The sequence below is a fragment of the Aeromonas media genome (assembly GCF_000819985.1).
Classification (GTDB): domain Bacteria; phylum Pseudomonadota; class Gammaproteobacteria; order Enterobacterales; family Aeromonadaceae; genus Aeromonas; species Aeromonas media.
Genome location: NZ_CDBZ01000179.1, coordinates 1 through 22,386, shown reverse-complemented (window position 1 = coordinate 22,386; position 22,386 = coordinate 1). Strand labels below are relative to the sequence as shown.

General features: G+C 59.6%; 23 protein-coding genes and 5 tRNA genes. 23 read left to right on the top strand and 5 right to left on the bottom strand.

Annotated elements, in window-relative coordinates; genetic code table 11:
* Positions 1–2: 2 nt before the first annotated feature.
* The 3 genes from BN1127_RS15355 to BN1127_RS15345 form a co-directional block, all read right to left on the bottom strand.
* On the bottom strand, positions 3–1,562 hold the full coding sequence (locus BN1127_RS15355; RefSeq protein WP_005331504.1) for a methyl-accepting chemotaxis protein: 1,560 nt from the start codon (positions 1,560–1,562) through the stop codon (positions 3–5).
* A 167-nt stretch (positions 1,563–1,729) separates the two neighbouring features.
* Complete coding sequence (locus BN1127_RS15350; RefSeq protein WP_005331508.1) at positions 1,730–2,029, bottom strand: hypothetical protein; 300 nt, start codon at positions 2,027–2,029, stop codon at positions 1,730–1,732.
* A 110-nt stretch (positions 2,030–2,139) separates the two neighbouring features.
* Positions 2,140–3,744 carry a peptide ABC transporter substrate-binding protein gene (locus BN1127_RS15345; protein ID WP_005331510.1) on the bottom strand — a complete coding sequence of 535 codons (1,605 nt, stop codon included), beginning with the start codon at positions 3,742–3,744 and terminating at the stop codon, positions 2,140–2,142.
* Positions 3,745–3,918: 174 nt separating this feature from the next.
* On the opposite strand from BN1127_RS15345, the gene BN1127_RS15340 reads away from it, so the two are divergent.
* A complete protein-coding gene (locus BN1127_RS15340; protein ID WP_041206748.1) occupies positions 3,919–4,626 on the top strand; it encodes a ParB-like protein in 708 nt (235 codons plus the stop codon).
* A gap of 85 nt (positions 4,627–4,711) precedes the next feature.
* Positions 4,712–5,140 carry a DUF2753 family protein gene (locus BN1127_RS15335; RefSeq protein ID WP_005331514.1) on the top strand — a complete coding sequence of 143 codons (429 nt, stop codon included), beginning with the start codon at positions 4,712–4,714 and terminating at the stop codon, positions 5,138–5,140.
* Here the strand turns inward: BN1127_RS15335 and BN1127_RS15330 are convergent.
* Complete coding sequence (locus tag BN1127_RS15330) at positions 5,133–5,888, bottom strand: enoyl-CoA hydratase-related protein (RefSeq protein ID WP_005331516.1); 756 nt, start codon at positions 5,886–5,888, stop codon at positions 5,133–5,135. The genes BN1127_RS15335 and BN1127_RS15330 overlap by 8 nt on opposite strands.
* A gap of 89 nt (positions 5,889–5,977) precedes the next feature.
* On the opposite strand from BN1127_RS15330, the gene BN1127_RS15325 reads away from it, so the two are divergent.
* The 3 genes from BN1127_RS15325 (at position 5,978) to BN1127_RS15315 (ending at position 7,961) form a co-directional block, all read left to right on the top strand.
* Positions 5,978–6,418 carry a copper chaperone PCu(A)C gene (locus BN1127_RS15325; RefSeq protein ID WP_005331518.1) on the top strand — a complete coding sequence of 147 codons (441 nt, stop codon included), beginning with the start codon at positions 5,978–5,980 and terminating at the stop codon, positions 6,416–6,418.
* Positions 6,419–6,510: 92 nt separating this feature from the next.
* The gene (locus BN1127_RS15320; protein WP_041206747.1) at positions 6,511–7,140 is read left to right on the top strand and encodes a TIGR04219 family outer membrane beta-barrel protein; all 630 of its coding nucleotides are present in this window, start codon (positions 6,511–6,513) and stop codon (positions 7,138–7,140) included.
* A 140-nt stretch (positions 7,141–7,280) separates the two neighbouring features.
* A complete protein-coding gene (locus tag BN1127_RS15315) occupies positions 7,281–7,961 on the top strand; it encodes an SDR family oxidoreductase (RefSeq protein ID WP_005331522.1) in 681 nt (226 codons plus the stop codon).
* 93 nt (positions 7,962–8,054) lie between these two features.
* Here BN1127_RS15315 and BN1127_RS15310 read toward each other — a convergent pair whose 3' ends face one another.
* Positions 8,055–9,779, bottom strand: a complete 1,725-nt coding sequence (locus tag BN1127_RS15310) for a proline--tRNA ligase (protein WP_005331525.1) — start codon at positions 9,777–9,779, stop codon at positions 8,055–8,057.
* Positions 9,780–10,036: 257 nt separating this feature from the next.
* Here BN1127_RS15310 and ruvA point away from each other — a divergent pair, with 257 nt between their 5' ends.
* From ruvA to BN1127_RS15220, 18 genes are all read left to right on the top strand, one after another.
* Entirely contained in the window at positions 10,037–10,651 is a 615-nt protein-coding gene (ruvA, locus tag BN1127_RS15305) for a Holliday junction branch migration protein RuvA (RefSeq protein WP_041206746.1), read from the top strand.
* A gap of 75 nt (positions 10,652–10,726) precedes the next feature.
* Complete coding sequence (gene ruvB / locus BN1127_RS15300; RefSeq protein WP_005331532.1) at positions 10,727–11,737, top strand: Holliday junction branch migration DNA helicase RuvB; 1,011 nt, start codon at positions 10,727–10,729, stop codon at positions 11,735–11,737.
* Positions 11,738–12,673: 936 nt separating this feature from the next.
* On the top strand, positions 12,674–14,230 hold the full coding sequence (cydA, locus tag BN1127_RS15295) for a cytochrome ubiquinol oxidase subunit I (protein ID WP_041206745.1): 1,557 nt from the start codon (positions 12,674–12,676) through the stop codon (positions 14,228–14,230).
* A gap of 12 nt (positions 14,231–14,242) precedes the next feature.
* Positions 14,243–15,379, top strand: coding sequence for a cytochrome d ubiquinol oxidase subunit II (cydB, locus tag BN1127_RS15290; protein WP_042650005.1), 1,137 nt, complete (start codon positions 14,243–14,245; stop codon positions 15,377–15,379).
* Positions 15,380–15,393: 14 nt separating this feature from the next.
* A complete protein-coding gene (gene cydX, locus BN1127_RS21710; protein ID WP_005331536.1) occupies positions 15,394–15,510 on the top strand; it encodes a cytochrome bd-I oxidase subunit CydX in 117 nt (38 codons plus the stop codon).
* On the top strand, positions 15,497–15,808 hold the full coding sequence (locus BN1127_RS15280) for a cyd operon YbgE family protein (protein WP_041206743.1): 312 nt from the start codon (positions 15,497–15,499) through the stop codon (positions 15,806–15,808). The genes cydX and BN1127_RS15280 overlap by 14 nt, the downstream gene beginning before the upstream one ends.
* Positions 15,809–16,016: 208 nt before the next feature.
* Positions 16,017–16,424 carry a tol-pal system-associated acyl-CoA thioesterase gene (gene ybgC, locus BN1127_RS15275; protein ID WP_005331541.1) on the top strand — a complete coding sequence of 136 codons (408 nt, stop codon included), beginning with the start codon at positions 16,017–16,019 and terminating at the stop codon, positions 16,422–16,424.
* A complete protein-coding gene (tolQ, locus tag BN1127_RS15270) occupies positions 16,414–17,103 on the top strand; it encodes a protein TolQ (protein ID WP_005331543.1) in 690 nt (229 codons plus the stop codon). The genes ybgC and tolQ overlap by 11 nt, the downstream gene beginning before the upstream one ends.
* Positions 17,104–17,550 (top strand): protein TolR, encoded by a 447-nt coding sequence (gene tolR, locus BN1127_RS15265; RefSeq protein ID WP_005331545.1) that lies wholly within the window; start codon positions 17,104–17,106, stop codon positions 17,548–17,550. It begins immediately after the preceding gene.
* A 5-nt stretch (positions 17,551–17,555) separates the two neighbouring features.
* Positions 17,556–18,692 carry a cell envelope integrity protein TolA gene (tolA, locus tag BN1127_RS15260; RefSeq protein WP_005331548.1) on the top strand — a complete coding sequence of 379 codons (1,137 nt, stop codon included), beginning with the start codon at positions 17,556–17,558 and terminating at the stop codon, positions 18,690–18,692.
* 93 nt (positions 18,693–18,785) lie between these two features.
* Entirely contained in the window at positions 18,786–20,111 is a 1,326-nt protein-coding gene (tolB, locus tag BN1127_RS15255; protein WP_041206742.1) for a Tol-Pal system beta propeller repeat protein TolB, read from the top strand.
* Between the two features lie 50 nt (positions 20,112–20,161).
* Positions 20,162–20,686 carry a peptidoglycan-associated lipoprotein Pal gene (gene pal, locus BN1127_RS15250; protein WP_005331552.1) on the top strand — a complete coding sequence of 175 codons (525 nt, stop codon included), beginning with the start codon at positions 20,162–20,164 and terminating at the stop codon, positions 20,684–20,686.
* A 158-nt stretch (positions 20,687–20,844) separates the two neighbouring features.
* Positions 20,845–21,651, top strand: a complete 807-nt coding sequence (gene ybgF, locus BN1127_RS15245) for a tol-pal system protein YbgF (protein WP_041206741.1) — start codon at positions 20,845–20,847, stop codon at positions 21,649–21,651.
* A 174-nt stretch (positions 21,652–21,825) separates the two neighbouring features.
* A tRNA-Lys gene (locus BN1127_RS15240) sits at positions 21,826–21,901 on the top strand.
* Positions 21,902–21,933: 32 nt separating this feature from the next.
* Positions 21,934–22,009 (top strand) — tRNA-Val (locus BN1127_RS15235).
* A 46-nt stretch (positions 22,010–22,055) separates the two neighbouring features.
* Positions 22,056–22,131: transfer RNA gene (locus BN1127_RS15230), tRNA-Lys, on the top strand.
* A 22-nt stretch (positions 22,132–22,153) separates the two neighbouring features.
* Positions 22,154–22,229 (top strand) — tRNA-Val (locus tag BN1127_RS15225).
* A 46-nt stretch (positions 22,230–22,275) separates the two neighbouring features.
* Positions 22,276–22,351, top strand: a tRNA-Lys gene (locus tag BN1127_RS15220).
* The last annotated feature ends 35 nt before the right edge of the window (positions 22,352–22,386 follow it).

The window sequence follows — 22,386 nt, the reverse complement described above, 5'->3', positions numbered from 1 at the left end:
TCTCAGTCGTGGAACTGGTTGATCAGGCGGGAGAGGTTCTGCAGCCGCTCCACCAGCAGGGTGATGCCATCGAGGGCTTGTCTGCTGTTGTCGGCGGTGTGGTTGGCCAGCTGGTGGATCTGGTGGATCCCCTGATCCAGGGTGCTGGTCACGTCCGCCTGCTGGCTGACGGCCTGGGCTATCTCGTCACTGGTGTGGGTCACCTGGGCCAGCATCTGGTTGATCTGGTCGAGCACCTCGGCGGTGGCCCCCATGTGCTGCTGACAGAGAACCGAGGTCTGGGCGCCCTGGGTCATGCCGTCGGAGAGCTGCCGGGTACTCTGTTGCAGCGCCCCTATCATGTCGCTGATCTCGCCGGTGGAGCTGCGGGTCTTCTGGGCCAGCGCCCGGATCTCGTCGGCCACCACAGCAAAGCCGCGCCCCTGCTCGCCGGCCCGGGCTGCCTCTATGGCCGCGTTGAGGGAGAGCAGGTTGGTCTGATCCGCAATCTGCCCGATCACCTCCAGGATCCCGCTTATTTTCTGGCTGTCCTGGGTCAGGCGGACCAGCACGCCCTGACTGGCATCCAGCTCCTGGTGGAGTCGGTTGACCGAGGCGCGGGTGGTCGCCAGCGCCTGCTGGCCGCTGGCCGACACCTGCTGCACCTCGCTCACCAGGGCGTTGGCCTGATGGGCGTTGTCGGCCACGTCGCGGATCGACTGGCTCATCTGGGTGATGGCGGCAGCCAGCTGCTCGCTCTGGGCCCGCTGCTGTTGCAGGTGGGTGTCTATGGTCTGGATGTGCCCCCTGTCATCCTCCGCCGCCTGCAGTATCTGCTGGTTGGTGTCGGCGCTGCGCCCCACCACGGCCCTGAGCTCGGCCTTCTTCATGCGCAGCACGAGTTCGAGGGCCGCCAGGCTGTCCCGCCGTCTGGCGTAGAGCACCTGACAGAGGGGGGTGCCCAGCTCTTCGCCCGCCATGGCCAGCAGCCGGGCCAGTCGCTGCTGCAGGTGCCAGCCGTGCCCCATCTGGGCCAGCAGGCAGAGCAGGGTGAGGCCACCCCATCCGGCCTGGCCCGTCATCAGGCTGGCCCCCATGCCGACCAGGGCTGTGCCCGAGAGCAGCAGACTGAGTTGCCCCGGCTCCAGGGTGACGCGACTCTGCCAGGGCAGTGCCTTGCCCGCCCGGATCCGGGCATAGAGTCGCTCCGCCCAGGCGATGTCGTGATCCTGTGGGCGGGTGCGTACCGACTGGTATTCGATGATCTGCTGCCGTTCGTTGAGGATGGGGGTGACATAGGCATTGACCCAGTAGAACTGGCCGCTCTTGGCGCGGTTCTTCACCAGTCCCATCCAGCTCTTGCCTTGCTGCAGTCGCTGCCACATATCGGCGAAGGCGGCCCTGGGCATGTCGGGGTGGCGAACCAGGTTGTGAGGGACCCCTTCCATCTCGGCGGCGCTGTAGCCAGCCACGTCGCAGAAGTGCTGGTTGGCATAGGTGATGTGGCTGGTGGGGTCCGTGGTCGAAATCAATGATATGTGGTCGGGGAAACGGATCTCCCCTTCTTGCCGGGTGGTGGTCATGTGCGCATCCTGAATGAGCCAAGTAACTGATAAATTTATTTTTATTGTGTGTTGTCGTTACGGCTTCATTGTAGGGGCGACCCAAGTGGTTATCTTGGCTTGGGTCAATAAATCAACACTATGACGACTGAAAAAAGTAGTAGATGGGGGGCGACTTCAGCGCGGGATCAACTGCGGGGGGTGAAGTCGTGGATCTCTCCCGTCCTGGGTTGGAAGCGGGGATCCCGACCCTGATCGCGGGAGACCCAGGCCATGGCCTGGCAGAAGCTCTCCTGCTTGGCGAACTCGTCACGGGCCTGATCGATGGCCCGCTCGGCGTTGCGCCGTTCCATCTTGCTGGCCTTGCGATCGCTGAACTGCTTCTGCTGGCTCAACATCCATTCGAGGAAGGCCTGGCGGCATTCGGTTTCATTGGCGGCCTTGGCAGGGAGGGCAGAGAACAGGGCAAGCAGGAGCAGACAACGCATAGGGAGATCGATTCAACGGGCTGATGGACGACAGAGAGGCGGCATTTTATGCCGGGAACTTGAATTGGAACAGTGCGAAGAGGGGGCCAGCCGCGCCGGCCCCCTCTGACTCAGTGCTTGACGAGGTAGAGCTGGCGGCTGTAGGCCACGTCTTCCGGGTTGTTGATGGGATAGCCCTTGAGCCAGGGCTTGATCAGACGGGCGTTGGTGTATTGGTAGATGGGGGCGATCGGCGCCTCCTCCTGCAAGATGGTTTCGGCCTCGTCGAACAGGCGTGCCCGTTCACCCTCATCCCGGCTGCTGGCCGCCCGGGTCAGCAAGGCATCGTAACCGGGGTTGGCGAAGCGGGCCATGTTGCCGCTGTGGTGGGAGCCCCACAGACCGAGGAAGGCGGAAGGGTCATTGTAGTCGGCGACCCAGGAGGAGCGGATCACCTCGAACTGGCCGCTCTGGCGGCTGTCGAGGTAGGTCTTCCACTCCTGATTGGTGAGCTCGACCCGAGCCCCCAGCTTCTGCTTCCACAGGTTGGCAATGGCCAGCGCCATCTTCTTGTGAATTTCCGCCGTGTTGTAGAGCAGAGTCAGCTCAAGGGGCTTGTCCGGGCCATAGCCTGCCTCTTTCAGCAGCGCCCTGGCCTTCTCGTCCAGCGCCTGCTGACTGCTGGTGGAGAGCAGGTTGGGCTTGGGAACAAACCCGGCGGTCACATCCGGGGTGAAGTGATAGGCGGGTTTTTCCCCCGTACCCAGCACCTTGTCGGCGATGAGCGCCCGGTCGATGGTGTAGGAGAGCGCCTGGCGGACCCGCACGTCATTCAGGGGCGGGCGCTGGGTATTGAAGGCGTAGTAGTAGGTACCGAGTTGCTCCGGGGTATAGACCTCTCCCGGGATCTGGGCCATCAGGCTTTGGTACTGCTCCTTGGGGAAGGATTCGGTGATGTGCAGATCCCCGGCCAGATAGCGGTGGGTGGCGGCACTCTCCTGGTTGATGGGGACGAAGGTGACGCGGGTCAGCACCGTATGGGCGCGATCCCAGTAGTAGGGGTTCGGAGTCAGCTCCAGCTTCTCGTTCACTACCCGGTGGCTCAGTACGAAGGCGCCGTTGCCCACCAGCTTGCCCGGCTGGGTCCACTGGTTGCCATATTGCTCCATGCTGGCCTTGTGCAGCGGCGACAGGCTGGGGTGGGTCAGCAGGCTCAGGAAGTAGGGCACCGGCTGGGAGAGCGTCACCTGCAGGGTGTGGTCATCCAGGGCTTGCACCCCGAGCGCCTCGGGCGGCAGCTTGCCCTCGACTATCTCGTCCACCTTGTCGAAGTGGGCCAGCTGGGCGAACCAGGCGAAGGTGGCGGCTTCTTTCGGATCGACCAGCTTGCGCCAGCCGTAGACGAAGTCGGCGGCGCGCACCGGATCCCCGTTGGACCAGCGGGCATCCGGCCTCAGATTGAATGTGAACTGCCGGTTGTCCTTGTTCTCCCAGCTCGCGGCCACCCCGGGCAGCACCTTGCCGTCCGGCCCCTGGGTCAAGAGCCCCTCATAGAGATCCCTGAGCACTTGCAGCTCCGGCAGACCGACCAGTTTGAGCGGACTCAGGCTGGTCGGCTCGTCTTTCAGATGACGCACGACGGCCTGTTCGGTGGCGAGTTGGGTGCCAGCCGGTACATCGGCGGCCTGGACACAGGCACAGCCCAGCAGGGCCAGCAAGGGGCTCCATCCTTTCATGGCGAATCCTTCAAATTGTGTGAAGCGAGGAGAAAACTCGGCGAGAATTCATCGCCGGCAGACGGGGAATCATGATATCCCCTTTGCTGGTCAGACCGCCAGAGTGAGTCCCATCATATCCGGGACGGCAACCCTATGTGCGTCCGCCCCGAGCGCGGGCAAGAGGAGCAAACGATGAGAGTATGGATGTTATTGGCCTGTGTGCTGAGCCAGGGTGCCTGGGCGCTGGCCCCTTGCGAGAAGAGCAGCCAGGTGGGGAGCTGGTGCGAGGTGAGCATAGATCAACTGCATCCGACTCAGGGCGGGGTGGGGCAGTTGCAGGTCGACACCACGGTGCGGGAACTGGCGGACAAGAGCGAGAAGCAGCTCGACAAGCTGATGAAAAAGAAAGAAATCCCCATCGTCATCGCCCCCGATGGCGGCTACTGGCTGGTCGACAGGCACCACCTGACCAAGGCGCTGTGGCAACAGGGGGTGAAGGCGGTGAGGGTCAAGGTGATCGCCCGCTTGCAAGACAGGGGCAGTTTCTGGAGCCAGATGCAGAACAACCACTGGGCCTGGCTGAAGAATGAGCGGGGTCAGCCGTTCACTCCGGAACAGCTGCCCGGCCATATCGGTGAGTTGCCGGATTATCCCTACCGTACCCTGGCGGGCCTGCTGCAGGACGCGGGCTACTTCAGCAAGCAGGATCAGGTCTACTTCGTCGAGTTCGCCTGGGCCAGCTGGCTCGGCCAGCAGATGGCGTGGCAGCCGGTCAATGCCGCCAATCTGGCGGATCGCCTCGCCGAGGCCAAGCGCCTGGCCTGCAACAGCAAGGCCAGTGCCTTGCCCGGCTATCCCGGCAAGCAGTGTCGCGTCAATCAATCCCGGACCACGGGTTGAGGGATCCTGCACAAAGGGTCTGGTTGATATTTATTCTCGATTGGCCATGATACAGGCTCCACTCGTATCGGCAGGAGAGAGGACCATGACGAATCAGAACTGGCAGCGTTACATGCTGGAGGCGGAGAATGCCCTTGGCATAGGGGCACTGGGCACGGCCATCTGCCTCTATCAGCAGGCCCTGGGGGAGGTGTATGAGCTGGCGTCCGGGGATCTGGACGAACTGGCCAGCATGCGGGTCGCCACCTGCCACCGCATGGCTGACTTCTGGCGCGCCATGGAGGAGCCCGCCTATGAGCTGCGCTATCTCAAGCTGGCCTCCGAGCTGGTGACGGCGCTGGTGCCCCAGTGCCCGAACCGGGCGTGCGAATCCCTCGTCAGCGAGCTGGGCTGCTGCCGCGCCGCCCTGCTCTCCTTCTTGAAGCGCCACCCCAACCCCGAGATCGCCAGGTTGATCCAGGTGCAGGACAAGGTGCAGGGCTGCGAGCTGATAGGCCGGTTCCGCCTCAACTAGCGGCTGTGCGCCCGAGCCGCCGTGCGATGCGGCTCTGTGCTTCCTCCCCTTGCAGGGCGAGGGAGAAGGCGCGGGCCTCCAGATCGATGACGAAATGCACCGCCTGCCTGAGCTCCTGCTTGAGCAGCGCCTTGCTCTTTTGCAGCGCCTTGGGCGCTTTGGCCGCGAGCTTCAGCCCCTGTTCGCGGGCAAACGCGAGCAACGTATCGGCGGCCACCACCCGGTTGGCGAGCCCGAGCCGCAGCGCCTCTCCGGCGTCGATGGCCTCCGCCAGCAACAACAGCTCTGCCGCCTTCAGATGGCCCACGGCACGGGGCAGCAGCAGGCTGGAGGCAAACTCCGGCACCAGTCCGAGCTCGACGAAGGGCAGTTGCAGCCTGGCGTTGTCCCCCAGATAGACCAGATCGCAGTGCAGCAGCAGGGTGGTGCCTATACCCACCGCAGGGCCGCCCACGGCGGCGATCACCGGCTTGGGGAAGTCGGCCAGGGTGTGGAGGAACTGCAGGATGGGGTCATCCGCTTCCAGGCTGCTCTTGCCCATGAAGTCCGCGAGATCATTGCCCGCGGTGAAGCACTCCTGCTGCCCTTGCAGCAACACCACATGCACGCTCTCGTCCTGGGCAGCCTGCTGAAAGGCCTCGGTGAGGGCCAGGTACATGTCGGTGTTGAGGGCATTGCGCTTGTCCGGCCGGTTGAGGGTCAGCAGGAGCAAGCCATCCTGCTGCTCGGCCAGAATTGTGAGGGCCATGTCTGAATCCTTGTGTTCGGGGGCTGTCAAAAGCTTGCCACAGGGGTAAGCTTTGCGTCGTTTAACAACATCATAAAAGGATTTCAACCATGTTTAAACGTGCGTTTTATTCCACCCTGGCCCTGCTCCTGGCAGCCCCCGCACTGGCCAAGGTCGAGGCCGTCGACGGTTATGTGCGCTTGCTCCCCCCGGGTTCACCCAACACCGCTGCCTTCATGGTGCTCAAGAATGACGGGGACAAGCCGGTGGCCCTGACTGCGGTTGCCTCCCCTGACGCTGGCCGTGCCGAGCTGCACACCCATCTGCACGAAAATGGCGTCATGAAGATGCGCCAGGTCGAGAGCATCGAGATCCCGGCCAGGGGTGAGGCCGTTCTCAAACCAGGCAGTCTCCACATCATGCTGTTCGACGTGCGTGAGCTCTCCCAGGACACGCCCTTCCCGCTGACGCTGACCCTGGATGATGGTCAAACCCTCAGTCTGAGTCTGCCGGTGAAGCCGGTCGAGCCGATGAAAGGCATGCAGCACTGACATTAATGGACGCTTGTTCAGCTTTTTACTCTAGGTATTCCTTGCTCACCGGGTAAAATGATGGCCTTTCCAGTCCACAAGGGAACGATATGATGAAAAAGACTTTGATTGCCGCCAGCCTGCTGGCCCTCTTCAGTCAAGCCGCCATGGCTGCCGATGACTGGCGTTTCGCGGCGGGTGTCGATAGCTGGAACTCCCAGGGCAGCGGCAGCATCCATGGTGTGGATGCCAACGGCAGCTATGATGACCAGTACAACTGGACTGGCTACCTGCAAGTCGAGCACGACATCTTCCTGCTACCGAACGCCAAGTTCGAGATCACCGATTTCAGCACCAGTGGCGGTTCATTCAACAACGATCTCGAAGCCTATGATCTGACCCTCTACTATCGTCTGCTGAACAACGACCTGTTCAAGATCGATCTGGGCCTGACCGGTCGTCAATACGACGGCAAGTTCCACACCCTGAACGAATCCTACGACGAGGGTGAGCTGATGGCTTATACCGGCGCCGAAGTGATGCTGCCGGGCACAGGTTTCTCCTTCTTCGGCGACGCTCGCATCGAGAACGGCGATCACTATGACTACCGTCTTGGAGCGGCTTATCAGTTCTCCTCCATCCCGGTGCAGATCCGTGCCGGCTGGCGTGATGCCGCCATCGACATCGCCGATATGGATCAGGGGATAGAAGGCTGGTTCATCGGCGGCGCGTTCCGCTTCTAAAGGCGGCACGGTTAAGGACAGCGAACGTGTGGCACATCTCTGGTGACGGGCGTATGTTCCGGCCTGAGCCGTGCCCAGCGGCTGGAATAAGCCCATGATGGGTACGTCGACAGAACCGTCCATTGCCAAGGGGTAAGGATATGGGCCATATCATAGTGACTGGCGCGGGCTCCGGCCTTGGGCGTGCTCTGACCATCGGACTGGTAGAACGCGGTCATCGCGTCTCCATGATGGGGCGCCGTTATCAGCGACTGCAGGAGCAGGAACAACTGCTCGGCAGCGCGGTGATCGGCATCGCTGCCGATCTGGCGCACCATGAAGAGGTCGACGTTGCCTTCGCCGCAGCGGTGGAGTGGGGCGGCCTGCCCGACATGGTGATCCACTGCGCCGGAGTCGGCGAATTCGGCCCGGTTGGTGTCTATACCGCCGAGCAGATCCGCCGGGTGGTGGAGAGCAATCTCATCTCCACCATTCTGGTGGCCCAGCAGACGGTGCGGCTCATTGGCGACAAGGGCGGCGTGCTGGCCAATGTGCTCTCCTCCGCCGCCCAGGTGGGCAAGGCCAACGAGAGCCTCTACTGCGCCTCCAAATGGGGCATGCGCGGTTTTCTGGAGTCGTTGCGGGCCGAGCTGAAAGGCTCGCCGCTACGGCTGGTGAACCTCTATCCGAGTGGGATCCGCAGCGAATTCTGGGACAACTCGGATCACGTGGACAGCAGCGGCTTCATGACCCCGGAAGATGCGGCGGCCTACATGCTCGACGCACTGGAAGCGAGAAGCAGCTGCCATGTGACCGATCTCTTTATCGGTCGCAACGCCTGAGGAGCTACTCCATCATCCGGTTGCTATCGTCAGAATACAGAAACAAAAAGCGCGCCAAATGGCGCGCTTTTCTATTCAGGCAAGGAGGCGGAATTAACGGCCCAGCTTGGCCTTGAGCAGGGCGACGATGTCTGTGATCGCCACTTCCTGCTTCTCGCCGGAGCGGCGGCACTTGTACTCCACCACACCGTTGTCCAGACCGCGATCGCCGATGACGATGGCGTGCGGGATGCCCAGCAGCTCCATGTCGGCGAACATCACGCCCGGGCGCTCTTTACGGTCATCGAACAGCACATCCACACCGGCGGCTTTCAGCTCGGCGTAGAACTGCTGTGCCTGCTCGGCCACGCGCTCGGATTTGTGCATGTTCATCGGCACTATGGCCACTTCGAACGGGGCGATGGCGTCCGGCCAGATGATGCCGTACTGGTCGTTGTTCTGCTCGATGGCCGCAGCCACCAGACGGGAAACCCCGATACCGTAGCAACCCATCTCCATGGTGACGGACTTGCCGCCTTCGTTCAGCACGCTCGCCTTCATCGCTTCGGAGTACTTGGTACCCAACTGGAAGATGTGGCCCACTTCGATACCGCGCTTGAGCAGCAGCTTGCCCTGGCCGCACGGGCTCGGGTCGCCTTCCACCACGTTGCGCAGGTCGGCAACTTCGTAAGAAGCGATATCGCGATCCCAGTTGGCACCGGTCAGGTGGAAGCCGGTCTCGTTGGCACCGCAAACAAAATCGCTCAGCTGGGCGGCGCTGCGATCGACGATGATGCGACCGGCAAAGCCGACCGGGCCGATGGAGCCCGCATCGCAACCGGCGGCAGCCTTGATCTGCTCGTCGTTGGCGAAGGTCAGCGGGTTGGCAACACCAGAGAGCTTCTCGGCCTTGATTTCATTCAGCTCGTGGTCGCCACGCAGCACCAGCGCGATAACGGCCTGCTTGCCATGCTCATCTTCCTCTGCCAGTACCAGCAGGGTCTTGGCGATGACGGTCGGTGCCACGTTCAGGAAGGCGGCCACTTCGTCGATGGTGTGGACGGCCGGGGTGGCAACCTTGGTCAGGGCTTTGGTTGCGGCAGCGCGCTCACCCGCCGGCGCCAGCGCTTCGGCCATCTCGATGTTGGCGGCGTAATCGGAGCTGTCGGAGAAGGCGATCAGGTCTTCACCGCTCTCGGCCAGCACCTGGAATTCGTGGGAACCGGTACCCCCGATGGAGCCGGTATCGGCCTGCACCGGACGGAAGTTCAGACCCATGCGGGTGAACGCCTTGCAGTAGGCGGCGTGCATCTTCTCGTAGGTATCGACCAGAGACTCTTTGTCGATGTGGAAGGAGTAGGCGTCCTTCATCAGGAATTCACGGCCACGCATCACACCGAAACGGGGGCGTACTTCGTCGCGGAACTTGGTCTGGATCTGGTAGAGGTTGAGCGGCAGCTGCTTGTAGCTGTTCACTTCGTAACGGATCAGCGAGGTGATCACCTCTTCGTGGGTCGGGCCCAGCACGAAGGGACGGTTGTGGCGGTCGGTCAGACGGCACAGCTCGGGACCGTAGTCATCCCAGCGGCCGGATTCCTGCCACAGCTCGGCGGGTTGCACCACCGGCATGGAGACTTCGATGGCACCAGCATTGTTCATCTCTTCGCGAACAATGTTCTCGATTTTTTTCAGAACCCGCAGACCGGTTGGCAGCCAGGCGTACATGCCGGAGGCCAGTTTGCGGATCATGCCGGCGCGCAGCATCAGCTGGTGGCTGATGACTTCAGCGTCGGAGGGGGTTTCCTTGAGAGTGGAAAGCAGATATTGGCTGGTACGCATCGCGGTAGACCTTCGCTAGTTCGGGCCCTTGGCCCTGGAAAATTTCAAGTGCGGAATTTTAACAGGCTGAGCCCCGTGGCCCAAGGGCTAAATTCAGCCAGGCGGAGGGAAAGGGGCCGCTTTTGGCACGGGCCCTGGAGCCCGGGCAGGGGAGGGCGAGCGGGAGATCGCGGGGCAAGCCCTATGCTGGATACTTATCCAGTTATTCTTTATGCTATGACCCAATTTGCAAGAGTCTGCGTGGCGAGGAAGAGAACATGATCGGTCGCTTGAGAGGCGTCATCATCGAGAAACAACCCCCTGAGGTCCTGATCGAAGTGGGGGGGTTGGGTTATGAGGTGCATATGCCCATGAGCTGCTTCTATGATCTGCCCGAACTCGGGAAGGAAGCAGTCATTCACACCCACTTCGTGGTACGCGAAGATGCTCAACTGCTGTATGGCTTCAACCACAAGCAGGAGCGGGCGCTGTTTCGCGAGCTGATCAAGACCAACGGGGTCGGTCCCAAGCTGGCGCTGGCCATCCTCTCCGGCATGACCGCCACCCAGTTCGTGCTGAGTGTGGAGCGCGAGGAAATAAGCTCTCTGGTCAAACTGCCCGGGGTGGGCAAGAAGACCGCCGAGCGGCTGGTGGTGGAGATGAAAGACAGGCTCAAAGGCTGGGTCAGCCACGATCTCTTCTCCCCTGCGGAAATCACCCTGCCTGCCCAGGAGAGCCAGCTGCGTGCGCCCGATGCGAGCGAAGAAGCGGCCAGCGCTCTGGTGGCGCTCGGTTACAAACCCCAGCAGGCGAGCCAGATCGTGGCCAAGGTGGCCAGCGAGGGTATGTCGGTCGAAGCCATCATCCGCGAATCCCTGCGCAGCCTGGTGTGAGAATGACAATGAAGCAAGCGGATCATCCTGCATCACTCGACGGTGGCAGTGGGGACGCAGAGCGTGAGGTAGCCCATGATTGAAGCGGATCGTCTTATCTCGGCCGGCGCCGCCCGCGAGGACGAAGTCATCGATCGGGCCATCCGGCCCAGGAAGCTGGCGGATTACACCGGCCAGGATCACGTCTGTGACCAGATGGAGATCTTCATCGAGGCCGCGCGCCAGCGCGGGGAGGCCCTCGATCATCTGCTGATCTTCGGCCCGCCCGGGCTCGGCAAGACCACGCTGGCCAACATCGTCGCCAACGAGATGGGGGTCAGCATCAAGACCACCTCGGGGCCCGTGCTGGAAAAGGCGGGGGATCTCGCGGCCCTGCTCACCAACCTCGAACCGAACGATGTGCTCTTCATCGATGAAATTCACCGCCTCAGCCCCGTGGTGGAGGAAGTGCTCTATCCGGCCATGGAGGATTATCAGCTCGACATCATGATAGGGGAAGGGCCTGCCGCCCGCTCCATCAAGCTGGACCTCCCCCCCTTCACCCTGATCGGAGCCACCACCCGGGCCGGCTCCCTGACGAGCCCGCTGCGGGATCGTTTCGGTATCGTCCAGCGGCTGGAGTTCTACAACGTCAAGGATCTCACCGACATCGTCTCCCGCAGCGCCCGCTGTCTCGGGCTCGACATGTCGGGGGATGGTGCGCTGGAGGTTGCTCGCCGCTCCCGTGGAACCCCGCGGATTGCTAACCGCTTGTTAAGACGGGTGCGGGATTTTGCTCAGGTGAAGTCCGATGGGCGTATTGATGGACCCATAGCTGCCCGAGCCATGGACATGCTGGACGTTGACAATGAGGGGTTCGACTTCATGGACCGCAAGCTATTGTTGGCCGTCATCGACAAGTTTATGGGGGGACCCGTGGGCCTCGACAACCTGGCCGCCGCCATCGGTGAGGAGAAGGACACCATAGAGGACGTGCTGGAGCCTTATCTGATCCAGCAAGGCTATCTGCAACGTACACCCAGAGGGCGGATCGCGACACCGAGAGCTTATGTTCACTTTGGCCTGCAACGGCCAGATGAGCAGTAAAAGCAGCCTTTGAACGACAAACCGCCCCAAGGGCGGTTTTTTATTATCCGGGTAAAAAAAAGCCCACGGCGGATGCGGTGGGCAAAGACAATTCAGGATGGATGTTCACAGACAGTGAGTGCGTCTGCAGACCGGTCGGAAAAAAACAAAGGAGCCGTCGCGAGGCCTCAGAGTCGGTTCATTTGATAGAGTTGAACGAACGAAAGCTTGTAGTAGCGGATGGTCTTGGCAACAAACTTTTTCATCATTAATCCCAACAAACAGGTTCGAAATGTTCATCGAATACGTACCGGGAACCCGGAATGACCGGCCTGTATCCAGAGGTATGCCCTCACTGCGAGGCGCATTGTAGGAGCTCTTGTCGGGTGGAACAAACAAGAAAATCTATGGGCTTTCGATTAGATAAAGTAATGAATTTGCTGAAGTGAATTACTCGCATAAAGATGTGTTTTTGTTGGTTTTAAATTGCTTTCCTGATGAGGCAGGCCATTTTTTAAATTATGGAATAATGAGCGCGCTGCTTATGGCGCTCACTATTTTATTAACAGAATTGAAACCATTTGGTTTCTTTTTAAAATTGATTTAAATCAATAATTTATGCGTTTATTCTTTTTGTGATGAGGCTCGCACAATTAATATTTACCGGCTCTTAAGTTGCCTTGAAAAGGCATGTATTGATGATGGTTTTACATTGATTTCAATCAAATAAAGGTGATATAAAACAGCGATCATTATAGGCGAGAATAGAACCACAGTTATTGTTTTAAAGATGTTAAACATTAGCTTTTTTTGTTCTCGTATATTGCCTTGTTGTTAATGTGGTGGCAGTCGAATCCGATCGGTCCGCGAGGCGTGACCGACCGTTCGGGGACTTCCAATGGAAGCTTTGTCCTTAAAACTTAAAATAGCCGTGCCAATAATCGGTGAGGAAACATCATGATTGCTGAGCATGTGGTAGACCTATCGCGGTTCCAATTCGCTGCGACGGCCCTTTATCACTTCCTGTTTGTACCCCTGACGCTGGGAATGGCCTTCATTCTGGCGATCATGGAGTCTGTCTATGTGATGACCAACAACACTGTGTACCGGGACATGACCAAGTTCTGGGGCAAGTTGTTTGGTATCAACTTCGCCCTTGGGGTCACCACCGGGCTCACCATGGAGTTTCAGTTCGGTACCAACTGGGCTTATTACTCCCACTATGTCGGCGACATCTTCGGGGCCCCGCTGGCCATCGAAGGCTTGATGGCCTTCTTCCTGGAGTCCACCTTCGTCGGCATGTTCTTCTTCGGCTGGGATCGCCTCAGCAAGCGCCAGCATCTGGCGGCAACCTGGCTGATGGCACTCGGGACCAACCTCTCCGCCCTCTGGATCCTGGTCGCCAACGGCTGGATGCAGAACCCGGTCGGCGCCGAGTTCAACTTCGAATCCATGCGGATGGAGATGGTGAGCTTCGCGGAGCTGGTGTTCAACCCGGTGGCCCAGGTCAAGTTCGTCCACACGGTGGCGGCGGGTTACACCACGGGCGCCATGTTCGTGCTGGGCATCTCCTCCTACTACCTGCTGAAGAATCGTGATGTGGCCTTCGCCCGTCGCTCCTTCGCCATCGCGGCCGCATTTGGCATGGCCTCCATCCTCTCCGTGCTGATCCTGGGTGACGAGTCCGGCTACGAGACCGGGGAAGTGCAGAAGGTGAAACTGGCGGCCATCGAGGCCGAGTGGAACACCGAGCCGGCTCCCGCATCCTTCACCCTGTTCGGCATCCCGAACCAGGAAGAGATGCGCACCGACTACGCCATCAAGATCCCCTACGCCCTCGGCATCATAGCGACCCGTTCCCTGGACGGTCAGGTGACCGGTCTCAAGGATCTGAAGAGCGAGCATGAACTGCGCGTGCGCAGCGGCATGACCGCCTACGATCTGCTGACCAAGCTGCAATCCGGCGACAAGTCAGACGAGACCCGCGCTCGCTTCGACGAGGTGAAGCAGGATCTGGGCTACGGTCTGCTGCTCAAGCGTTACACCGCCAACGTGACCGACGCGACCGACGATCAGATCAAGGCCGCCGTGGATGACTCCATCCCGCAGGTGCTGCCGCTGTTCTTCGCCTTCCGCATCATGGTTGCCTGCGGCATGTTGATGCTGGTGCTGATCGGTCTGGCCTTCTATGACAGCACTCGCCACAAGATCGGTGAGCGCAAGTGGTTGCTCAAGGCGTTGCTGTACGGCATCCCGCTGCCCTGGATCGCCATCGAGGCAGGCTGGTTTGTCGCCGAGTACGGTCGCCAACCCTGGACCATCGCCGAGATGCTGCCGACCTCAGTCTCCGCATCCAATATCCCTGCGTCCGAGATCTGGTTCTCCCTGATCGGGATCTGCCTGTTCTACACCGTACTGCTGATCATCGAGATGTACCTGATGTTCAAGTATGCGCGTCTAGGCCCAAGCAGCCTGAAGACGGGCAAGTACCACTTCGAACAGAGCAAGGCATAAGGAGAGTAACCCATGTTTGATTACGAAATGTTGCGTCTGGTCTGGTGGGTGTTGGTCGGCGTGCTGCTGATCGGCTTCGCCATCACCGACGGCTTCGATATGGGGGTTGGTGCCCTGCTCCCCTTCGTCGGCAAGAAGGATGTGGAGCGTCGGGTGATGCTCAACACCATGGGGCCGCACTGGGAAGGCAACCAGGTCTGGCTGGTCACCGCGGGCGGTGCCCTGTTCGCGGCCTGGCCCATGGTCTATGCGGCGGCCTTCTCCGGCTTCTACATCGCCATGATCCTGACCCTGATGGCGCTCTTCTTCCGTCCGGTCGGCTTCAAGTACCGCTCCCTGCAGGAAGGTGCCCAGTGGCGCACCAGCTGGGACTGGGCGCTGTTCGCCGGTAGTGCGATTCCCCCCGTCATCTTCGGGGTGGCCTTCGGCAACCTGCTGCAAGGGGTTCCGTTCAGCTTCAACCAGTTCCTTATGCTGACCTACCACGGCAACTTCTTCGGCCTGCTCAACCCGTTCGGTCTGCTGGCCGGTCTGGTGAGCCTGTTCATGATAGTGACCCAGGGTGCTGCCTGGCTGATGATGAAGACCGAAGGTGAAGTGCTGGCCCGCTCCCGCACCGCCGCCATGATCTTCTCCCTGCTGACCCTGGTGCTGTTTGCCCTGGCCGGTGTCTGGGTGAGCGGCATGGATGGCTATGTGATCGTGGGCGCCGTCGCCACCGATGCCGTCACCAACCCGCTTCACAAGGAAGTGGTGGTGCAGGCCGGTGCCTGGATGCAGAACTACAACCTCTATCCCTGGATGATTGCCGCCCCCGTGCTGGGTCTGGTGATGAGCCTGCTGACCGCCCTTGCGGCCAAGCTGGGCAAGGGCTGGATGGCGTTCCTGTTCTCCTCCCTGGCCATTGCCGGCATCATCCTGACCGCGGGCTTCTCCATGTTCCCGTTCGTGATGCCCTCCAGCCTGGAGCCGTCCCAGAGCCTGACCATGTGGGATGCCACCGCCTCCTTCAACACCCTCAAGGTGATGACGGTAGTCGCAGTCGTCTTCGTACCGACAGTGCTGGCTTACACCATCTGGACCTACATCAAGATGTTTGGCCGGGTGAGCAACAAGCACATCGAAGACAACCAACAATCGCTCTACTAAGAAGGTGCCCTGATATGTGGTATTTCACCTGGATCCTGGGGCTGTTGCTGGCCTGTGCGTTTGGGATCATCAATGCGCTCTGGCTGGAGCACACCGAGAACCTGGATCGTCAGATCGATGAAGACAAGTGACAGGCTAGCCCGGCTGGCCGCTCCCCTGGAGCGCCAGCCATGGCAAGGTCTGATGTTGCTGGCGGCGGCCCTGCTGGGCGTCGCCATCTTGCAGGCACCGAATCTGATCGCCGCCAACACCAGTGACCACGGTCTCTGGCTGGCCCCCTGGCTGATGTGGGCGGTCTGCTGCGGCGTCATGCACGGACTGGGGTTCCACCCCCGCAGCTTGGTCGGGCGCGTGCTGTTTTTCCCCTGGCTCGCCTGGCCAAGCCTGTTGTACGGGCTCTGGCTGACCAGCAGTTATTACCTGCCATAAACACCGAGGGAGGCCAGACATTTTCTGCCTCCCTCTGCTTTTGTGCCCCGCAGTGCGGCCGTGGTTTTTCCCCCGGTGGATCGGTCGTTATCCCCTGCCATAAAAAACAGGGGGAGATGGGATTTCCCTGTCTCCCCCTGCTTCTTTCCTATTCAGCCCTGCGCTATGATAGCCCCCCATCTGACTGTCGAATGGATCACAGATTTTTATGGGGGAAGTCTCTGAGTTTCCGGTACGTGTCTACTACGAAGACACAGACGCCGGAGGCATCGTCTACAACGCCAATTATCTCAAGTTTATGGAACGGGCTCGCACCGAGTTCCTGCGCGCCGGCGACATCGAGCAAGATGTCCTGTTGCAGGCGGGGATCGCCTTCGTGGTGAGTCGCACCGAGATCGATTTCCGCTCCGCGGCCCGCTTCAATGAACTGCTGACCGTATTGACGCAAGTGACTGAAGTGAAACGTGCCTCCATGCGCTTTTCACAGCAGATCCTGGCGGCTGATGGACGACTGATCACCCAGGCCATGGTACAGATTGCCTGTGTCAGTCATCCGCAAATGAAACCTGTTGCAATACCTGAAAAAATCAAGGGAGTGCTGTTAAGTGCACGCTGAAATTTCGTTTATTGGTCTGTTCTGGCAAGCCAGTCTGCTGGTGAAACTGGTCATGATGACCCTGATGGGCATGTCGGTCGTCTCCTGGGCGCTGATCATCCAGCGTTCCAAGATCATCAAGGCGGCCAATCTCGCCTCGGAGCAGTTTGAAGACAGATTCTGGTCCGGCGTCGACCTCAACCGTCTCTATCAGGAGTCCTCTTCCCGCCGCGATGACATCGAAGGCATGGAAGACATCTTCTATTCCGGCTTCAAGGAGTATGCCCGCCTGCTCAAGGCCGGTGCCCGTGGCCAGGATGCGGTGATGGACGGTACCTACCGAGCCATGCGCGTCTCTCTGTCCCGTGCGGTGGACGAGCTGGAATCCAACCTGCCAGTGCTGGCGACCGTCGGCTCCATCAGCCCCTATATCGGCCTGTTTGGTACCGTATGGGGCATCATGAACGCCTTTATTGCCCTGGGTCAGGTGCAGCAGGCGACGCTGCAGATGGTGGCACCGGGCATCGCGGAGGCGCTGATTGCCACCGCCATGGGTCTGTTCGCGGCTATTCCCGCGGTTATTTTCTATAACAGATTCACCAACAAGGTAGAGAAGTTGGAGAACGCCTACGCCAACTTCATGGACGAGTTCACCACCATACTGAACCGTCAGATTGCACAGCAGCAGGGTGAGAAGTAAATGCAAACCTATCAGCGGATCCGGCGCAAGAAGGTCGCCGAGATCAACGTGGTGCCCTATATCGACGTCATGCTGGTGCTGCTCATCATCTTCATGGCGGTGACGCCGGTGATCACGCAAGGGGTCAAGGTGGACCTGCCCCAGGCGGAGTCCGAGCAACTGCCCGAGGATGCCAAGCCCCCCTTCATCGTCAGCGTCAACACCGAGGGTGAGTACGTCATCAAGGCTGGTGAGGCGGATGACGAGCCAGTGCCGAGCGGCACGCCCGAGGCGATGCAGCAATACATCACCGAGAAGGCCATGGGCTATCTGGCCATCAACCAGAACGCGCCCGTGGTGGTAGCGGGTGACAAGTCCGTGCGTTACGAAGAGGTGATCCTGCTGATGGTGGCCCTCAAGAAAGCCGGTGTGCCTCAGGTTGGCCTGATGACGGATCCGGTGAACTGACGGAGATGGATGTGAAGCGTGGTATTTCCGGTTATCTCGTCGCGTCGCTGCTGCTGCATCTGATCATCGGCATCATATTGCTGGTCGGTGTCGACTTCAGCAAGCCCAAGCGCCCCGAGTCGAAGGGGCAGATCGTCAATGCGGTCATGATGGACAGCGAAATGCTGGAACAGCAGATGCAGCAAGTCCAACAGCAGAAGCAGGCCCAGCCCAAGGCGGCCCAGCAGCAGAAGGAGAAAGACAAGGAAGACGCCGATCAGGCCCGGCGCGAGCTGGCGAAGGAGCAGGAGCGTCTACGCATCGCCGAGACCAAGCGCAAGGAGGCCGAGGAGGCCACCCGCAAGGCCGAGACCGAGAAGCAGAAGAAGGTAGCCGAGCAGAAGCAGGCGGAAGAGCAGGCCCAGAAGGCCGAGGAAGCTCGCAAGCTGGAGGCGCAGAAGACCAAGCAGGCCGAAGCCAAGCGCCAGGAAGAGGAACTCGCCAAGGCGCTGGCGCTCAAGAAAAAGAAAGAAGAGCTGGAGAAGAAGCAGGCCGAGGAGAAGGCCAAGGCCAAAGCGGATGCGGCCAAGAAGGCTGAAGCCGACAAGAAGGCGAAGGCCGAGGCTGAGAAGAAAGCCAAGGCGGAAGCCGAGAAGAAGGCCAAGGCTGAGGCCGAGAAAAAGGCTGCGGATGAAGCTGCCAAGAAGGCAAAAGCTGACGCAGAGAAGAAGGCGAAGGCCGAGGCTGACAAGAAGGCCAAGATAGAGGCAGAGCGCAAGCGCAAGGCGGCCGAGGAGGCCAAGTTGCAGAAAGAGATGGAAGCCATGATGCAGCAGCAGCTGGAGGCGGAAGCCAATTCCCGCAGCCAGGCCGCATCGGCGGCCGCGAAGGGGGAGGTCGACAAGTACGCCGCTCTCATCAAGGCAACGGTCGAGCGCTATATGATTTTGGATCCCACCATGCGGGGCAAAACCTGTACTATCGGTGTCAAATTGGCCAGTACCGGCTTCGTCATCTCGGTGGACAACGGCCAGGGTGACCCGGCGGTCTGCCGCTCCGGCAAGGCGGCGGTGTTGAAGGCGAATCAGTTGCCGGTGCCGAAGGATCCGGCGGCGTTCGAGATGTTGAAGGAGTTTAACCTCAAGTTAGAACCGAGCATCTAGACGTGATAAAACGGGGTCATTGACCGTGGTTGGCAGCATCTGCTGATAAAGGAATTTCACCTCTCATTTTTATTGGAACAGAGTATTTAAGCCATGATAAGAAAAGTGTTTTTTGCTTTGGTTGGCTGCCTTCTGCTAGGCCAGAGCGCTCAGGCGGCCTTGGACATCGTCATCACCGGCGGTATCGACAGTGCGCGCCCCATCGCCATCGCTCCCTTCAAGTGGGAAGGCAATGGTCAACTGCCACAGGACATCGCCGAGGTGGTCTCCAACGACCTGATGCGCAGCGGCAAGTTCAAGCCGCTGGCCCGTGGCCAGATGCCGCAGACCCCGAGCAGCAGTGGCGAGATCAACTTCGCCCCCTGGGCCTCCCAGGGTGTGGAGGCCGTGGTGGTCGGTTCCATCGCGGCGGTCGGTGACGGCACCTACAAGATCAACTTCGAGCTGGTCGACGTGCTGAAGGGCCAGCTGGCCAAGACCCAGGGCGGCGAAGCGAACGGTTACATCCTGGACAGCCGCATGGCGACCATCCCGGGTGCCCAGATGCGCCAGTTCGCCCACCGCATCTCCGACATCGTCTACGAGCGTCTGACCGGTGAGCGTGGCGCCTTCCTGACCCGCCTGGCCTATGTTTCCGTCCAGCAGGGGACCCAGTTCCCGTACCAACTGCGGATCTCCGATTACGATGGCTACAACGAGAAGACCCTGCTGCGCTCCCGCGAGCCGCTGATGTCGCCGGCCTGGTCACCGGATGGCAGCAAGCTGGCGTACGTGAGCTTCGAGAACCAGAAGTCCGAGATCTACGTGCAAGACATCTATACCCAGCAGCGCAGTCTGATCACCAGTTTCCGCGGCATCAACGGTGCCCCCGAGTGGTCACCAGATGGTCGCCGTTTGGCTATTGTTTTGTCCAAAGACGGGCAGCCTGATCTCTATGTTGTTGATGTTGCTAGCAAGCAACTCACTCGAGTCACAAATAACCGCACCATAGACACCGAACCCTCCTGGATGCCGGACGGTCAAACTTTGCTGTTCACCTCTGAACGTGGTGGCAAACCCCAGATTTATAGCGTAAATTTGGCGACTGGCGTCACTCGCCGGATGACCTGGGAAGGGGATTCCAACCAGGGTGCATCCATCACTCCGGACGGCAAGTCCATGGTGGTGGTGACCCGGGTTCAGGGACAATATCGCATCGCTCGCCAGGATATGGAAAACGGAGCCATGTTGGTACTGACCCAGAGTGCTCTCGATGAGTCGCCAAGTGTGGCTCCCAATGGCAGCATGATCATTTATGCCACCATCTATCAGGGTCGTAAGAGTCTTGCGTTGGTGTCGACCGATGGTCGCTTCAAGGCAGTGCTTCCGACCAGTAGCGGTGAAATTCGTGCACCAGCTTGGTCGCCCTTCTTGAATTGATAAAAAAATCGATTGTTTTTTGTTTTGTTATAAAGGTTTAAGGAAATAGCATGCAACTCAATAAACTGCTCAAGGGTCTGGCCATCGCACTGCCACTGTTCACCCTGGCTGCCTGTAGTTCTTCTTCCGACTCCGACGCCGCTGGCGCCGAGTCTGGCATGACCGACGGCATGGGCGGTGTACAAACCGGTGGCGCCAACGGCATGTTGTCCCCGGAAGAGCAGATGCGTCAGAAGTTCGAAGCTCTGCAGCGCGATAACGTGATCTACTTCCCGTACGATGGTTACGACATTCAGGGTCAGTACGCCGACCTGCTGGATGCCCATGCCAGCTACCTGCGTGAGCGTCCGAGCGTCAAGGTATTGATCGAAGGCCACGCCGATGAGCGCGGTACTCCGGAATACAACATCGCCCTGGGCGAGCGTCGTGCCAAGGCCGTTGCCAAGTATCTGCAAACCCTGGGTGTGCAGGCCGAGCAGCTCTCCATCGTCAGCTATGGCGAAGAGAAGCCGCTGGATCTGTCCCACACCGAGGATGCCTTTGCCAAAAACCGCCGTGCGGTCCTGGTTTACTAAGGTTTGAACCGAACGAAGTTCGTTTATATGCAAGCGGCCATTTCGATGGCCGTTTTATTTGCACTAAACGCCAAGGTTTGATCCGAATGAAATCTGTATAAGCGAGCGACTATGGCGCTGGCCGTTTTATTTGCACTAAACGCTAAGGTTTGATCCGAATGAAATCTGTGTACAAGCAAGCTGTTGTTGCGCTAGCCGTATTGGTTGCTCTGAATGCGCATGCGGCGGCCCCTGTCAGCGATCTGGGCGGTGACTCGGGTGGTGGGGTTGTCCTTAGCGGCAACAACGGCGCTATCGTGCCTACCGGTAGCCTGGAAGACAGGGTCGCCCTGCTGGAGCGCACCCTGAATGCCCGTCTGCGCCTGCAGGCCGAGCTGCAGCAACAGGTCGACTCCCTGCAAGGGGAAGTCTCCGAACTGCGTGGTCAGCTGGAGCAGCAGACTTACCAGATGGAGCAGTCGCAAGAGCGTCAGCGCCAGCTCTATCAGGAGCTCGACAAGGTGGCCAACAGCCAGCCTGCCGCCGCAGCGCCCGCGACCCCGGCAGCCGGCGCCACGACACCTGCCGCCGCGGCCAACTACTCGGCCAATCAGGACGAGAACCAGGCCTATGACGCCGCCGTGAACATGGTGCTCAAGGAGAAGAATTACGACAAGGCCATTCCTGCCTTCGAAGGGTTCATCAAGCAGTTCCCAAGCTCCAGCTATGTTCCCAATGCGCACTACTGGCTCGGCCAGCTGATGTTCAACAAGGGTGACAGGGCCGGTGCAGCCAGCCAGTTCTCCACTGTGGCGAACAAGTACAGCAAGTCGCCCAAACGGGCCGATGCCCTGCTGAAACTCGGTATGCTGGCGCAGCTTGATGGCAAGAAAGCAGAAGCCAAGGCCTTCTATGAGCAGGTGATCAAGGGTTACCCTAATACCTCTCCGGCCCAGTTGGCCAAGCAGAGCCTGAGCAAGTTGTAACATTGCTGCATGTCACTGTTTTCGTAACAGTCTTGTAAATACGGCTCCGCTTTGTATGCGCAGTGAACAAACAGATTTAATTTAAGATTTTTCTATTGCGCCAGGATGATAAATCCGTAATATAGGCCGCCGTCAGAGCCGGTGCAGCAGTGCGCTCGGAACTGGTCGTGGTGAGGGTCGTTAGCTCAGTCGGTAGAGCAGTTGACTTTTAATCAATTGGTCGCTGGTTCGAATCCAGCACGACCCACCATTTCTTCACAATGGGTGAAGACAGAATTCCCAGGTCGTTTAGCTCAGCTGGGAGAGCACCTCCCTTACAAGGAGGGGGTCACTGGTTCGAGCCCAGTAACGACCACCAGTTTTAACACGGTCTGCCACGGCAGGCAGTGACAGGTTCAAGGTGTGGGTCGTTAGCTCAGTTGGTAGAGCAGTTGACTCTTAATCAATTGGTCGCTGGTTCGAACCCAGCACGACCCACCAATCTTGAACAAAGAATACCCCAGGTCGTTTAGCTCAGCTGGGAGAGCACCTCCCTTACAAGGAGGGGGTCACTGGTTCGAGCCCAGTAACGACCACCATGTTTTAACACTGCCCGCCACATGCGGTTGGTGACAGGTTCAAGATGGGTCGTTAGCTCAGTCGGTAGAGCAGTTGACTCTTAATCAATTGGTCGTAGGTTCGATCCCTACACGACCCACCAATCTTGAACACAGAGTATCCCAGGTCGTTTAGCTC